General features: G+C 72.1%; 13 protein-coding genes. 6 read left to right on the top strand and 7 right to left on the bottom strand.

The features are described from left to right. Positions 1–28: 28 nt before the first annotated feature. Positions 29–703, top strand: coding sequence for a M15 family metallopeptidase (locus OG906_RS15680; protein WP_329443391.1), 675 nt, complete (start codon positions 29–31; stop codon positions 701–703). 36 nt (positions 704–739) lie between these two features. Here OG906_RS15680 and OG906_RS15675 read toward each other — a convergent pair whose 3' ends face one another. Beyond that, positions 740–1,495, bottom strand: coding sequence for an SIS domain-containing protein (locus tag OG906_RS15675; protein ID WP_329443389.1), 756 nt, complete (start codon positions 1,493–1,495; stop codon positions 740–742). A 235-nt stretch (positions 1,496–1,730) separates the two neighbouring features. Here OG906_RS15675 and OG906_RS15670 point away from each other — a divergent pair, with 235 nt between their 5' ends. Then, positions 1,731–2,423 (top strand): metal-dependent transcriptional regulator, encoded by a 693-nt coding sequence (locus OG906_RS15670; RefSeq protein WP_053681012.1) that lies wholly within the window; start codon positions 1,731–1,733, stop codon positions 2,421–2,423. A 373-nt stretch (positions 2,424–2,796) separates the two neighbouring features. Continuing rightward, positions 2,797–3,696 carry an alpha/beta fold hydrolase gene (locus OG906_RS15665; RefSeq protein WP_329443386.1) on the top strand — a complete coding sequence of 300 codons (900 nt, stop codon included), beginning with the start codon at positions 2,797–2,799 and terminating at the stop codon, positions 3,694–3,696. Here the strand turns inward: OG906_RS15665 and OG906_RS15660 are convergent. Together OG906_RS15660 and OG906_RS15655 are read right to left on the bottom strand one after the other, a co-directional pair. Then, positions 3,680–3,880 (bottom strand): DUF397 domain-containing protein, encoded by a 201-nt coding sequence (locus OG906_RS15660; RefSeq protein ID WP_329443384.1) that lies wholly within the window; start codon positions 3,878–3,880, stop codon positions 3,680–3,682. The genes OG906_RS15665 and OG906_RS15660 overlap by 17 nt on opposite strands. Further along, a complete protein-coding gene (locus OG906_RS15655) occupies positions 3,877–4,743 on the bottom strand; it encodes a helix-turn-helix domain-containing protein (RefSeq protein WP_329443382.1) in 867 nt (288 codons plus the stop codon). Before OG906_RS15655 ends, OG906_RS15660 begins: the two co-directional genes overlap by 4 nt. A 197-nt stretch (positions 4,744–4,940) precedes the next feature. Between OG906_RS15655 and OG906_RS15650 the strand changes: the two genes are divergently transcribed. Next, positions 4,941–5,405, top strand: coding sequence for an ATP-binding protein (locus OG906_RS15650; protein ID WP_329443379.1), 465 nt, complete (start codon positions 4,941–4,943; stop codon positions 5,403–5,405). Between the two features lie 115 nt (positions 5,406–5,520). Here OG906_RS15650 and OG906_RS15645 read toward each other — a convergent pair whose 3' ends face one another. From OG906_RS15645 to OG906_RS15635, 3 genes are all read right to left on the bottom strand, one after another. Beyond that, positions 5,521–7,161, bottom strand: a complete 1,641-nt coding sequence (locus OG906_RS15645) for a transporter (RefSeq protein WP_329443377.1) — start codon at positions 7,159–7,161, stop codon at positions 5,521–5,523. Then, a complete protein-coding gene (locus tag OG906_RS15640; protein WP_267802344.1) occupies positions 7,158–7,991 on the bottom strand; it encodes an ABC transporter ATP-binding protein in 834 nt (277 codons plus the stop codon). Before OG906_RS15640 ends, OG906_RS15645 begins: the two co-directional genes overlap by 4 nt. Positions 7,992–8,148: 157 nt before the next feature. After that, positions 8,149–8,826: a bifunctional DNA primase/polymerase gene (locus tag OG906_RS15635; protein WP_385640092.1), complete on the bottom strand. Its 678-nt coding sequence runs from the start codon at positions 8,824–8,826 to the stop codon at positions 8,149–8,151. 216 nt (positions 8,827–9,042) lie between these two features. On the opposite strand from OG906_RS15635, the gene OG906_RS15630 reads away from it, so the two are divergent. Together OG906_RS15630 and OG906_RS15625 are read left to right on the top strand one after the other, a co-directional pair. Further along, a complete protein-coding gene (locus OG906_RS15630; RefSeq protein ID WP_267802345.1) occupies positions 9,043–10,425 on the top strand; it encodes a transcriptional regulator in 1,383 nt (460 codons plus the stop codon). A gap of 126 nt (positions 10,426–10,551) precedes the next feature. Then, the gene (locus OG906_RS15625) at positions 10,552–12,159 is read left to right on the top strand and encodes a hypothetical protein (protein WP_329443374.1); all 1,608 of its coding nucleotides are present in this window, start codon (positions 10,552–10,554) and stop codon (positions 12,157–12,159) included. A gap of 39 nt (positions 12,160–12,198) precedes the next feature. On the opposite strand, the gene OG906_RS15620 is transcribed toward OG906_RS15625, so the two are convergent. Continuing rightward, positions 12,199–13,473, bottom strand: a complete 1,275-nt coding sequence (locus OG906_RS15620) for an ABC transporter substrate-binding protein (protein WP_329443372.1) — start codon at positions 13,471–13,473, stop codon at positions 12,199–12,201. Positions 13,474–13,493: the final 20 nt, after the last annotated feature.

The following is a 13,493-nucleotide window of genomic DNA, read 5'->3' as shown; positions in this document are numbered from 1 at the left end:
GGCGGACCCGCCCGCCTACCGTGATCCGGTGCGCCACACCTCCACCGTGCGCGTCCCGGCAGCGGTCGTCGTCCTGTGCGCCACCGCCTTGTCCTGCACCTCGCCGCCCCCGGCGCCGCGCTTCCCGGCCCCGATCCCGGAACTCGGCGCGCGCGTCACGGCCGTTCCGCCGGGCTCGCTCGGCGTGACCCACCGGGCGGGTTGCCCCGTACCGGCCGACCGGCTGCGGCTGATCCGGATGAACCACTGGGGCTTCGACGGCAAGGTCCACCAAGGCGAGATGGTCGCCCACGAGCGGGTCGTCCGCCCGCTGCTGCACGTCTTCGGGAAGGCCTTCGAGGCCAGGTTCCCGATCCGGCGGATGCGGGTGACGGCCGCGTACGGCGGCGACGACGACGCCTCGATGGCCGCCGACAACACCTCCGCCTTCAACTGCCGCCGGGTCACCGGCGACCCGGGCCGGCTCTCCCGGCACTCCCACGGCGACGCGGTCGACATCAACCCCCTGGAGAACCCGTACGTCGACCGCGACGGCGACGTCCACCCGCCCGCGGCCCGCGCCCACCTGGACCGCGAGCACCCCACCCCCGGCATGATCCGCGCGGGCGATGTCGTCACCCGCGCCTTCCGGGAGATCGGCTGGTCCTGGGGCGGACGCTGGAGCAACCCGGACTACCAGCACTTCTCCGAGACCGGCGGCTAGGTCGTCCCGGGACCCGGGCGACCCAGGTCCGCGCCCTCAGTGGCGGAAGAAGATCCGGTCGCCGTACTCCTGCATGACGCGGCCGTTCCACTCGTGCCCGCCGTCCACGTTGCCCGAGCGCAGCAGCGGGGGCTCGACCCCGCGCGCGGCCAGCTCGCCGGCGGCGGCCGCCATCACGGCCTGCATGATCGCGCTGGTCACGACGGTGGAGGCGGGGGCGAAGGGCGCGTCGATGCCGTCGATGCTCAGTTCGGCGTCCCCGACCGCGATCTTGCTGTCCAGGACGACGTCGCAGTGGTCCTTGAGGAAGGTGCCCGAGACGTGCCGCGACTTGGTCTCGGTCGCGTACGCCACCGAGGTCACCCCGACGACCTTCAGGCCGATGGCGCGGGCGTTCATGGCCATCTCCACCGGCAGGGCGTTGCGCCCCGAGAGGGAGATGATCACGAGGACGTCGCCGTCGGAGGCCGGGCTGCTGTCGAGGACCGCGCCGGCGAGGCCGTCCACGCGCTCCAGGGCGCTGCCGAGGGTGGCGGGCATGACGTCGATGCCGGCGGTGCCGGGGACGGCGAGGAAGTTCATCAGGGCGAGCCCGCCGGCCCGGTAGACCACGTCCTGGGCGGGCAGCGAGGAGTGCCCGGCCCCGAAGGCGAAGAGCCGCTTCCCGGACGCGACGGCGTCGGCGATGATCACGCCGGCCTCGGCGATCCGCGCCGCCTCCTCGTCGCGCACCCGCTCCAGCAGGCCGATGGCCGCGTCGAAGAACTGCCCGGCCAACTTGCTCTCGCTCATACGCCGAAGGCCCTTCCAGGGGTGAGGTGCGTCCGTGTTCGCCGCTCACCGTGCGGTCTGGACCAAGGGCGTGTCAATACGAACGTCAAGGGAGGGACGAAAGGGCTCCCGAGTGGGGTGAGGGACCGCGCCCCGAGATGTCCAGTACGGGCCTTGACGCTCGGGACGGGACGGTTGTCGGCGCGATGCGTCAGAATTGGGGGCAGGGCCAGCGCACGCAATCCGAGGGGCACGAATGTCCGGACTGATCGATACCACGGAGATGTATCTCCGCACCATCCTCGAACTGGAAGAGGAAGGTGTTGTCCCCATGCGCGCCCGTATCGCCGAGCGGCTCGATCAGAGCGGCCCGACGGTGAGCCAGACGGTCGCGAGGATGGAGCGCGACGGCCTGGTGGCGGTCGCCAGCGACCGGCACCTGGAGCTGACCGAGGAGGGGCGCAGGCTGGCGACGCGCGTGATGCGCAAGCACCGTCTCGCGGAGTGCCTCCTCGTCGACGTCATCGGCCTGGAGTGGGAGCAGGTGCACGCCGAGGCCTGTCGCTGGGAGCACGTGATGAGCGAGGCGGTGGAGCGGCGGGTGCTGGAGCTGCTGCGCCACCCGACCGAGTCGCCGTACGGGAACCCGATCCCGGGGCTGGAGGAGCTGGGCGAGAAGGCCGAGGCCGATCCGTTCCTGGAGGACGGCATGGTCAGCCTCGCCGAGCTGGACCCGGGCGCCGAGGGCAAGACGGTGGTCGTGCGCCGGATCGGCGAGCCGATCCAGACGGACGCCCAGCTGATGTACACGCTGCGGCGCGCCGGCGTGCAGCCCGGCTCCGTGGTCAGCGTGACGGAGTCCCCGGGCGGGGTGCTGGTCGGCAGCGGCGGAGAGGCGGCGGAACTCGACTCCGAGGTCGCCTCGCACGTCTTCGTGGCGAAGCGCTGACTCTTGGCGTGGCCTCCGAACGGGCGTAGTACTGGTCGGTACGAGGTAGGACAGGGCCATGGGCGTGACCATGGCCGCGCTCTGGCCGCCTCGGACGCGACGAGACTGTGACGACCTTGGACGTGGGCGGTCCCGGCGCCTTGCGGCGCCGGGACCGGTCCTCCCCTTGCTGACCTGGAGCCCCGAGCTCTCAAGGTCATCCCCTTCGGACCGTCTTCCCCGAGCGGCCCGCCTCCCTGTTGAAAGGATCTCCATCGGCAGTGGCGGCCAATCCTTGAGCAAGGTCACTCGAAAGAGCGGTGTTGTCGGCGAGAGACCCGTTCTCGAATACGGGTTCGATACTCTGGCCGGGAGCGAAGGGGGTGCATCTGCGGTGGTACAGCGCATCGATGTGACTGGGGCCGACGGCGTCCGCCTGGCTGCCTGGGAGTTCCGCGAGCCGGCCGGCGAGCCGGGTGCCGCCCCCCAGGAGCCCACCGGGCAGGAGCGGCCCGGGGTCCTGTTACTCCACGGTCTGATGGGTCGTGCCCTGCACTGGGCCGGCACCGCCCGCTGGCTCGCGGAACACCACCGCGTGATCGCCCTCGACCAGCGCGGCCACGGCCAGAGCGCCGGTCCCGCGGCCGATCCCGGCAACCCGACCCCCTTCGGGCGCGAGGCCTTCGTGGCCGACGCCGAGGCCGTCGTCGAGCGCCTCGGCCTCGCCCCCGTGACCCTGATCGGCCACTCCATGGGCGCTCTCACCGCCTGGCAGCTCGCCGCCCGCCGCCCCGATCTGGTGGCGGCCCTGGTCATCTGCGACATGCGGGCCTCGGCCCTGGGAGAGGCCTCGCAGCAGGAGTGGGAGGACTGGTTCCGCCGGTGGCCCCTCCCCTTCCCCACACAGGACGCCGCCCGCCGCTGGTTCGGCGAGGACGATCCCCGGGTGGAGCGCCCCGATCCGGGACGCGGCGCGTTCTTCGCCGAGGTCATGCACCAGGCCCCCGACGGCTGGCGCCCCGTGTTCTCCCGCCGCCAGATGCTGACGGCCCGCGAGACGTGGGTCCACGACGCGCATTGGGAGGAACTGGCCCAGGTCCGCTGCCCGACCCTGGTCGTCCGGGGTCTGGACGGCGAACTGGGCCGCGCCGAGGCCCAGGAGATGGTCCGGGTCCTCCCGGCGGGCCAGTACGCGGAGATCCCGGACGCCGGCCACTACCTCCACTACGACCAGCCGGACGCCTGGCGGGGAGTCCTGGAGCCGTTCCTGGCGGGGGTCAAGACCTCGTCCTGACCTCCGTGACCAGCGCCGTCCACGCGGCGGCGCTGGTCCGCAGGACGCGGTGGCCGGGATCGCCCGGTTCACCGGGGTCGCCGCGCTCCGCGACGAGGACCCGGCCGTCGGGGGCGACGGCGACGTACACGCAGGAGTTGCCCTCGGCGCAGTAGGAGGACCGGTGCCAGTCGTGGTGGGTCATGGGGCTTCCTTTCGCAGGTGTCGGGCGATGTCGGCGATCAGATCGCGCGTGTGATCCGGGGGTAGGGACACCGCTTCGATTCGTTCGAAGAGGAGCCGATACTTGGCGAGTTGGGACTCGGCGTCCAGGAACACCACGCCGTGTGACTGATCCAGTTGTACGGAGTCCAGCTGGGGTACCCGCCCGTGCGCGTAGTAGAACGACTGTCCGGACCCCGGAACCGCTCCGGCCGAGAACGGAATGGCGCGGATGGTCACGTGCTCCCGCTCGCCCATGTCGAGCAGGTGTCGCAACTGGGCCTGTGCGATGGCCGGCCCGCCCACGGCGATGCGGAGCCCGGCCTCGTGAATGATCGCCTGGTAGGGCGTCGGCGTGTCCCCGAACAGGATCCGCTGACGTTTCACGCGGAACGAGACGCGATGCTCGACGTCCGGTGGTGACAGGGCCGGGACGGCCTGCCGGAAGATCTCGCGGGCGTGCTCGGGAGTCTGGAGCAGACCGGGCACGTGCATGGTGATCGAGTCGCGCAACCCCTCTGCGTGATGCTCCAGTTCGGCGAGGTCCAGCCAGCCGGCCGGAAGCAGTTCACGGTATTCCTCCCACCAGCCGCCCTTGCGCTCACCGGTCATCGCGACCAGTGCCTCGATCAACTCGGTGTCCGCGCAGTCGTAGTGGCATGCCAGTGTGCGCACCCGCTCGGGGCTCACACCGAAGCGGGCCGCCTCCATGTTGCTGACCTGGTTCGGCTTGATGCCGAGCAGGCCGGCGGCTTCGGCCGAGGACAGTCCGGCACGCTCGCGCATCCTGCGCAGCTCGGCTGCGAAGCGCAGTTGACGCGCGGTGGGGCTGCTACGCATGGGCATCGTGCGTTCCTCCGCGAGGAAGTGTCACCCACACGAGTGGGCGGAGAGTGCATTCAGCGAGAACCGCCTAAATACTTAAGCGAAGTCCCTATCGTGGTGGCAGGCCACCGCCCGGAAGTACCCCGCTCGACGGAGCGACCTGGTCACCGGGCACCGCACGTACACGGTCCAACTGTCCTCCTTGATCGGAGACTTCCATGTACACCACCGTAACTCCGTCCTGGGCCTACACCCTCCGACTTCCCCACGATCCGCGGTCCGCCGGCATCGCCCGCAGTACCCTGCGCGCCGTGCTGCGGAGCCACGGGATGGACCGGCTGACCGACACCGCCGAGCTGTTGACCAGCGAGCTGGTCTCCAACGCCTACCGGCACTCCCGCGGCCCCTGCGCGCTCCGGGTCCGCGCGATGGCCCCCGAACGGGTCCGGGTCGGCGTCTGGGACACCAACCCGGCCATCCCGGCACCCTTCACGGAGGCGCCCGCCCCGCCCGGCCCCGACGCCGAGGATGCCGACGACACCGACACCGACACCTACACCGCCACCACCGCCGAGGACGGGCGTGGGCTGCTCCTCGTACGGCTCTGCGCGGAGCGCTACGGCGCGTACCGGCTCGACGGCGCGCACCGCGGCAAGCTGCTCTGGGTCGAGTGCGGACCCTAGGCCCTGTCGTCAAAGTCTCGCCGGGCCCCGGTGCCTCGCCGCTCGCCACCCCGCCCGCACGCCGAAGGCCCCGTCCGGCGGGCCGGGCGGGGCCTTCGACGTGGGGAGCGGCGCGTCAGCCCTTGCTGACCGCCACGAGGATCTCCGGGAGCTTGCGGGACACCGCGGGGGCGGCGATGCGCAGACCCGCCCAGGTGGTCAGCGTGCCCCAGACGATGCCCAGCGGAAGCAGGATCCAGGTCAGGGACTGCCGGTCCGTCACCCCGAGATAGATCGTCAGGGCGATCATCGGCGCACAGATCACGGCCGAGACCAGCATGCCGCCGAAGATCCCCATCCAGGCCAGGCCGGCCTGGCCCGGGACGACGTTCTTGAAGGCGCCGTCCGTCGGGATGGAGTACGGGAAGTGCGCCGAGGCCAGCGAGCCCGTGCACATCATCGAACCCACCAGCGCCAGGCACATGCCCAGACCGGCCGGGAAGACGTCCCAGTCGCCGAGCAGCCCGGCGGTGACGGCCGTGACCAGCACTGTGTACGGGACGGTGATCAGGGCCAGCGCGTAGGCGCGGGCCCGGAGTTCGACGAACGCGTCGCGCGGGGACGAGATGGTCTGGGCGACCATCCAGAACGCCGAGGTGTCCTGCCCGAACTGGTTGTACATCTGGACGCCGAGCATGCCCGCGCCGAAGCAGGCGAGGTACACGGAGCCGGTGCCCTGGAGGGCGTTGAAGACCGGCACGATCAGGCCGATGGCCAGCGCCGACGCCCAGGACGCCTTGGTCTTCGGGTCGCGGACCGCGTAGCGCAGGCTGCGCCGCATGACCGCGCCCGTGCGGCCCGCCGGGAGGAACGCCCAGACTCCGCCGTCGCCCCGGTCCTTCTGCGGCTCGGCCGCCGCGATGGTGGAGCCGTCCGGGGTCACCATCAGCCGGGTCAGGCTGCGCTCCCAGAACCAGAGCAGCGCGGCCAGGGCCACCAGCGTGAGGACGAGTTGGGCGGCGGCCACCGCGTAGTCGCCGTCGCTCACCGAGTCGACCATCCCGACCGCCGTCGCCGGCGGCAGCCAGCGCACCACGGCCTCGACCGGCTCCAACTGCGTCAGGCCCCCGGCCTGGAACAGCCGCTGGCTCGCGAAGTTCACCACTTGCGCGCCGATCGCGATCAGCAGACCGCTGAGCACGGCCAGGTCGCGTCCCTTGCGGCTGGACAGGAGCCGCACGTTGGCCGTCGCCACCGCGCGGGCCAGCGCGACGCAGCCGAGGAGCAGCAGCGGGACGGCCACCACGGCGGCCACCACTCCCGCGACGCCCCGCGCGACCGCGACCACCGAGCCGACGGCCAGACAGAGCGTGAACAGGGGGCCGATGCCCACCAGCGAGGAGGCCAGCAGGGCCCGTACGAGCGGCCGCGGGCGCAGCGGCAGCATGACCAGCCGGCTCGGGTCGAGGGTCTCGTCGCCGGTCGGGAAGAACAGCGGCATGAAGGCCCAGCCGAGCGCCAGGATCGCCGCGAGCAGCACCACGACGGTGCCGGCGTGCGGGTGCCCGTGCAGCAGGGACAGGCCCAGCGTCATGAAGAAGGCGACGACCAGCGCGAAGACGAGGCTGGAGATCCAGACGGCCTTGCGCTTCGAGGAGCCCTTGAGGCCGTTCTTCAGCAGGGACAGCTTGAGCCGGACGAACAGCGGGGTCAGGGAGACGGCGGGCGTCGTCGCGGGAGTGGTGGGGGCGGTGACGGAGGCGGTGGTGGCGGTCATCGGGCGCCGCCGAGCCAGTCCAGGGAGTCTCCGGTGGCGCGGTCCTGGGCGCCGACGAGGCCGAGGAAGGCGCTCTGGAGGGACGGCGCGTCACCCCGTACGTCGGCCAGCGGGCCCGCGGCGCGGATCTGGCCCGCGACCATGACGGCCACCCAGTCGCACAGCGACTCGACCAGCTCCATCACGTGCGAGGAGAAGATCACGGTGGCGCCGGAGGCGGTGTAGCGCTCCAGCACGCCGCGGATGGTCTGCGCCGACACCGGGTCCACCCCCTCGAACGGCTCGTCCAGGAAGAGCACTTCGGGGTTGTGCAGCAGCGCGGCCGCGAGACCGATCTTCTTCCGCATGCCCGTCGAGTAGTCCACGACCAGCTTGTGCTGCGAGCCGGCGAGGTCCAGGACCTCCAGCAGCTGCGTCGCCCGTTTGTCGGTCTCCTCGCCCGGCAGGCCGCGCAACCGGCCCATGTAGCCGAGGAGTTCGCGCCCGGAGAGACGCTCGAACAGCCGCAGCCCCTCCGGGAGTACGCCGATCCGCGACTTCACCTCGACGGGATCGGCCCAGACGTCGTGCCCCGCGACGAGGACGCGGCCCGCGTCGGGTCGCAGCAGGCCCGTGATCATCGACAGGGTGGTGGTCTTGCCCGCGCCGTTGGGGCCGACGAGCCCGATGAACCGGCCCGCCGGGATCTCCAGATCGATGCCGGAGACGGCCACCTGCTCGCCGAACCGCTTCCACAGTCCCTCGATGCGTACGGCGGCGGACGGCGCGGATCGCACGCCACCCGTTCCGCCGTCCGTCGTGCTCGTCGTGGCGTCAGCCTGGTCGGGCATGCGCGTGCCTCTCGTTCCGTTCCCCGTGGTCGTACGTCTTCACCATAGGAGGAGGGGGAGAGGCGGCAGCGGTTACTTATGTCATGAACTTCTCGAAGGATTCGTCATACCGATCGGTCCTGTCGAGCGGTGCCGCCGGCATGTCGTGCCGGTCCGTTCAGGCGGTGCGCAGGTCCCGGGCGTGGCTGCCACAGGCGTACGCGAGGGCGTCGATCAGTTCCTCGGTGTCCGGCAGCCACCGGTTGGCGGGCGTGGGCTTGCGGGCCCACTGCACCGAGCCCCGGCCGCCGAAGCGGGTGGGCGGCGCGGCCACGTACTCGCCCTCGCCCCGGGCGGCCAGGTCGATCGCGGCGGGCGACCAGCCCGACTTCCGTACGAGGTCCGGCATCTTCGCGCCGGCGCCCGGCAGGACGAAGAAGAGCATCCGGTGGTCGGGGGTCAGGGCGACCGGGCCGAGGGTGCGCTGCATGCGCTCCAGCCGGGCCAGCGCCAGAAAGCCGGCGGAGTCCGGTACGTCCAGCGCGTCGAACGTGCGCCCCGTCGGCATCAGGATCGAGGCCCCGGGCTGCTTCGCCCAGATCCGCCGGACCTGCACCGCGCTCCCGGTGGCCTGTGCGGCCCAGTCCTTCACCGTCGGGTGGGCGCCGGGCGCCGCGCAGTCCGGGGTTCCGCAGGAGCAGATCTCCCGGCCGTCGGCCGCCTCCAACCAGGTGCCGGCGAAGACATCCCAGTGCCGTTCTTCCGTGTACCGCACGGCATGGTCCAGCAACTGCTCGCCGCGCTGCTTGGGGATGGGTGCGGTCTCCGTGACTCCGATGGTCTCTTCCACGCCCATCACAACTCTCGCGATCACCGGGGGTTACGGGCGTACACCGGCCCGTGGGCGGAGCATCGATCCTGCATACGGGGCGCACCGGTGCATGGGCGGGGGCGCGTGGGAGGTCGGGGCGCGGTCCGTGGGTAGCCACACACCGCAGAGGGGAAGATTCTCCGCACATCAGGCGGGAAGTGATCATTCCTACGCTCTCCCGCGGCTTCAGGGGGTTTTTTCATGGCAGCCAGGCCTCTCGTCGCCCGCCAACCGAACGAACGGTTGCAGGCGCTCATCCAGGAAGCCGGGTGCTCCAACGCCGGGCTCGCCCGGCGCGTGAACATGTGCGGGGCCGAGCACGGCCTCGATCTCCGCTACGACAAGACCTCCGTGGCCCGATGGCTGCGCGGCCAACAACCGCGCGGTCGGGCGCCCGGCATCATCGCCGAGGCGCTCGGCCGCAAACTCGGCCGGACCGTCACCATCGACGAGATCGGCATGGCCAACGGCAAGAACCTCGCCTCCGGCGTCGGCCTGCAGTTCTCCCCGACCGTGATCGGTGCCATCGAGCAGGTCTGCGAGCTGTGGCGCAGCGACGTCGGCCGGCGCGACTTCCTCTCCGGATCGAGCGTGGCGGCGTCCGCGCTCGTCGAACCCAGCCGCGACTGGCTGATCACCGGCGCCGACCCGCAGGTGGCCCGCAGCGGCGGCTCGCGCGTCGGGATGTCCGACGTGGACGCCGTACGGGCGACCACCGAGGCGCTCAAGGAACTCGACCACCGCTTCGGCAGCGGGCACGTGCGGCCCGTCGTCGTGCACTACCTCAACTCCGTGGTGTCCGGGCTGATCGGCGGCTCCTACCGGGAACCGGTCGGGCGGGCGCTGTTCGCGGAGGTGGCGCGGCTGACGGAACTCGCGGGCTACATGGCGGTGGACACCGGCCAGCCCGGCCTGGCCCAGCGCTACTACATCCAGGCGCTGCGCCTGGCCCAGGCCGCGGGCGACCGCGCGTACGGCGGGTACGTGCTGGCCGCCTCGATGAGCCACCTCGCCGCCGAGCTGGGCAATCCGCGGGAGATCTCGCAGTTGGCGCGGGCCGCCCAGGAAGGCACGCGGGGGCAGGTCACCCCGAGGGTGGAGGCCATGTTCTACGCGGCCGAGGCGCGCGGGCACGCGCTGATGGGCGACACCCGGGCCACGGCGGTGCTGTCCGGGCGGGCCGTGACGGCACTGGAACGGGCGGAGCCGGAGACGGGCGACGACCCGTCCTGGATCCGGCACTTCGACCAGTCCTACCTGGCGGACGAACTGGCGCACTGCCACCGGGACCTGGGGCAGGCCGACGCGGCGGCCAGGCGCGCGGAGGAGGCGTTGCGAGGGCTTCCGGAGACCAAGGCCCGCCGCCGGGCCATCGGCATGCTGCTGCTGGCGGCGGCGCAGGTGCAGCAGCGGGAGGTGGAACAGGCCTGCCAGACGGCGGCGAAGGCCGCCGATCTGCTCGGGTCGCTGCGGTCGCGGCGCGGAATGGAGTACCTGGAGGACTTCCGGACGAGGCTGGAGCCGTACCGCGACGAGGCCTCGGTACGGGAATTCGGGGCCCGGCCGGCGGTGCAACCCGCCTGAGGAAGGGGCCCCGGGCGGGGTGGGTGACGTGGAAGGTTCGGGTGGGCCTGCCGATGACGGCGGATGACCGGGTAGCGTGACCCGACGGTTCCGTAGGTTCGGACAAGTCGGAGAAGGAGTCTCCCGGTGACGCAGAACGGACGAGGGGGCGCCCCCCGGTCAGGGGCGCCGTGGGGTCCGGATCCGGCATATCCGGGGCAGCCGGAGTACCGGGAACAGGACGACTACGCGCTTCAGGACCCGGAGCCGCAGCAGGGACAGGAGCCCCCGCGGCAGCCCGGCCCGCCCCAGGCCCCACCGCCCCAGGCCCCGCAGCAGCAGTACCAGGACTACCAGGGGTACCAGCAGCCCCAGGAGTCCCAGCAGTACCAGGGGTACCCGCAGCAGGGGCAGCAGTACGGGCAGGAGGGGTACGGGCAGGAGCAGTACCCGCGGCAGTACGAGCAGCAGCAGCCCGGGCCCGCCTACGGCTACCCGCCGCAGGAGGAGCCGGGGCAGCGGGGCGGGGAGCCCGGCTACGGCTACCCGCCGCCGCTGCACGAGGCCGCGACGCAGTACATCGCGCCGGTTCCCGCCTCGGGCGAGGACGCGACGCAGTACATCCCGCCCGTTCCCGCCTCGGGTGAGGACGCGACGCAGTACATACCGCCGGTCCCCTCGGGCCCGGCCGCGCCCGCGCACGCCGAGGCCGCGACCCAGTTCATCCCGCCGGTCCCCGCCGGGCCGGGTGCCGGTCCGGGGCAGGGTCCCGGTGCGGGTGAGGACGCGACGCAGTACATACCGCCGGTCCCCTCGGACCCGGGCACGCCCGCGCACGCCGAGGCCGCCACCCAGTTCATCCCGCCGGTACCGCCCGGGCCGGGGCCCAACGCCGCCGAGGGCTTCGACGGGCTGTTCCGCGGCGACGACGAGACCGCCGGGCACACGCAGCACATGCCGCCGATCCAGGAGCCGGTGCTGCGACAGCAGCCGCCCCGGGCCCGTCCGCCGCGCGGGCAGGGACCGGCGGGTCCCGGTCGCCCGATGCCGCCGGGGTACCAGCAGCAGCCGCAGCAGCCGCAGCCCCAGTACGCCCCGCCGCCCCCGCCGCCGGCCGGTCGCAAGGTGTCGCCGGCGGTGATCGCCGCCGTGATCACGGGCCTCGTGGTGGTCGGACTCGGCGTCGGCGCGCTGTTGTCGGACGGCAAGGCGCAGAACACGGATCCGGGCGCGGAGCCCGCCGCCCCGACCGGCACCGGCGGGTCGGCCGCGGCGGTCGGGGAGGCTCCGGTCGACCCGGCCCGCCCCCAGGCCGTACAGCTCGACAAGCTGCTCGCCGAGAGCAACGACAGCCGGGCCGCCGTGATCAAGGCGGTCGATGACATCAAGGGCTGCGCCAACCTCGGCCAGGCCGCCGACGACCTGCGCGCCGCGGCCCTCCAGCGCGAGCAGCTGGTGACCAAGCTCCAGGACCTCAAGATGGACAAGCTGCCGAACCACGTGAAGCTCGCGGCCTCCCTCACCAAGGCCTGGAACGCCTCGGCGGCGGCCGACAACAGCTATGCGGCCTGGGCGGACGACGTGGAGCACGACAAGGGCAACTGCAAGGACGGCAAGGCCAAGACCACCCCGAACGCCGGCAAGGCCAACGCGTCGAGCGGCGAGGCGACGAAAGCCAAGCAGTCGGCCGCGACCATGTGGAACTCGATCGCGGGCAAGTACGAGCTCACCAAGCGGGACAAGTCGCAGCTCTAGGTCGTCTCTTCCGATCCGGAAGAGACGACCCGGCCCGGATCAGCTCGGGCGGGGGGCCTGCTCCAGCGTCGAGGTCATGTCCAGGGTCTGTTCGCCGGGCTGGGCGACGAGCCGGCCCGACCGGACGATCTGGAAGGTGACCCGGCCGTTCGAGATCCGGGGGAAGCCGGCGACGGCCCGCAGGTCCTGGTAGCGCCAGCTCAGGTCGGGGGTGAGACCGCCGGTCTCGACGTTCTCGGCCTGGTTGAGGGCGCGGGTGAGCCGGCGCGCGGTGATGTCCTCGCCCCGGTCCAGGCGCCGCACCATCTCGTTCAGCACGGTGTACGCGATCCAGGTGGTCTGCGCGCCGCTGTCGTCGGGGTCGAGGGTGTCGTCGCCGAAGGCCTGCTCGGAGATGACCTTGCGCATCGGCTCCCACAGCGGATCGGTGGACACCGGGTACCAACTGGTCAGGTAGGCGCCCTCGAACGGGCTCTCCTTGCCGCCGGTGCGGTCCACCAGGGACTGGCTGACGCTGCCGAGCACGGAGGAGATCTGCGCCTTCGCGTGCCGGCCGTCGGAGCGGCGGAAGGCATCGAAGAAGGTCTCGGTGCGCTCGCCGAGCACGGCCGCGACACAACTGCGGTCCTTGCCGGTGGAGACGTTGGCGAGCGCCTCGCGGGCCTGCGGGGCGAAGTCTGCGGAGTCCTCGGCCGCCCGGATGTCGGCGGCCTCGGGCACGTTGTTGGCCTTGAGCCCGGCGTTGAGCAGCACCGGCAGGGCGTCGCCGGCGAGGGTGTCGGGACGGACCAGGGACACCTTGGAGCAGGCGCGGCCCAGTTGGTGGCCGGCGCCGGCGAGCAGGACGGGCTGACCGCCGTTGACGGGATAGGACAGGGGGCTCTGGAACTCCTCGGAGGAGACCCCGTACCCGCCGATGAAGGGGATGCCCTCGGCCTCCAGGGGGGCCATGTAGGCGCGGCCGTGCTGGCTGTACGAGCCGACGACCGCGACGGCCTTCTCGGCGATGGCCTCGCGCGCACAGTCCGCGGCGCCGGTGGGGGTGTTCTTCTCGTTGCAGGTCAGGACGCGCAGCTTGTGGCCGTTGATGCCGCCCTTGGCGTTCACCCAGCGTTCGTACGCCTTGGCCATCCCGGTCATTCCTGGCATGTTGGTCGCTTTGGTGCCCATCGGGGCGAACGTCATGACCGTGAGGGTGCCCCCGGAGTCCCCCGCGTCCCCGGGGAGCGTCCCGCAGCCCGCGACGAGACACGCGCCCATCGCCGTGGCCAGGAAGGTGCGGGTGAAGGTCGCCGTGCGTCGCCGATTGGTCATGTCCACGCACCATTCCGCCC

The sequence above is a fragment of the Streptomyces sp. NBC_01426 genome, assembly GCF_036231985.1.
Lineage (GTDB): Bacteria > Actinomycetota > Actinomycetes > Streptomycetales > Streptomycetaceae > Streptomyces.
Note: the sequence above shows the minus strand (reverse complement) of the source record. Positions and strands in the feature narration are given on the sequence as shown.

Excerpts from the sequence above, each read along its gene's own strand:
- OG906_RS15675 (WP_329443389.1), bottom strand. The coding sequence starts at position 1,495 with ATGAGCGAGAGCAAGTTGGCCGGGCAGTTCTTCGACGCGGCCATCGGC.
- OG906_RS15670 (WP_053681012.1), top strand. The coding sequence starts at position 1,731 with ATGTCCGGACTGATCGATACCACGGAGATGTATCTCCGCACCATCCTC.
- OG906_RS15660 (WP_329443384.1), bottom strand. The coding sequence starts at position 3,880 with ATGACCCACCACGACTGGCACCGGTCCTCCTACTGCGCCGAGGGCAAC.
- OG906_RS15655 (WP_329443382.1), bottom strand. The coding sequence starts at position 4,743 with ATGCCCATGCGTAGCAGCCCCACCGCGCGTCAACTGCGCTTCGCAGCC.
- OG906_RS15650 (WP_329443379.1), top strand. The coding sequence starts at position 4,941 with ATGTACACCACCGTAACTCCGTCCTGGGCCTACACCCTCCGACTTCCC.
- OG906_RS15645 (WP_329443377.1), bottom strand. The coding sequence starts at position 7,161 with ATGACCGCCACCACCGCCTCCGTCACCGCCCCCACCACTCCCGCGACG.
- OG906_RS15640 (WP_267802344.1), bottom strand. The coding sequence starts at position 7,991 with ATGCCCGACCAGGCTGACGCCACGACGAGCACGACGGACGGCGGAACG.
- OG906_RS15635 (WP_385640092.1), bottom strand. The coding sequence starts at position 8,826 with ATGGGCGTGGAAGAGACCATCGGAGTCACGGAGACCGCACCCATCCCC.
- OG906_RS15630 (WP_267802345.1), top strand. The coding sequence starts at position 9,043 with ATGGCAGCCAGGCCTCTCGTCGCCCGCCAACCGAACGAACGGTTGCAG.
- OG906_RS15620 (WP_329443372.1), bottom strand. The coding sequence starts at position 13,473 with ATGACCAATCGGCGACGCACGGCGACCTTCACCCGCACCTTCCTGGCC.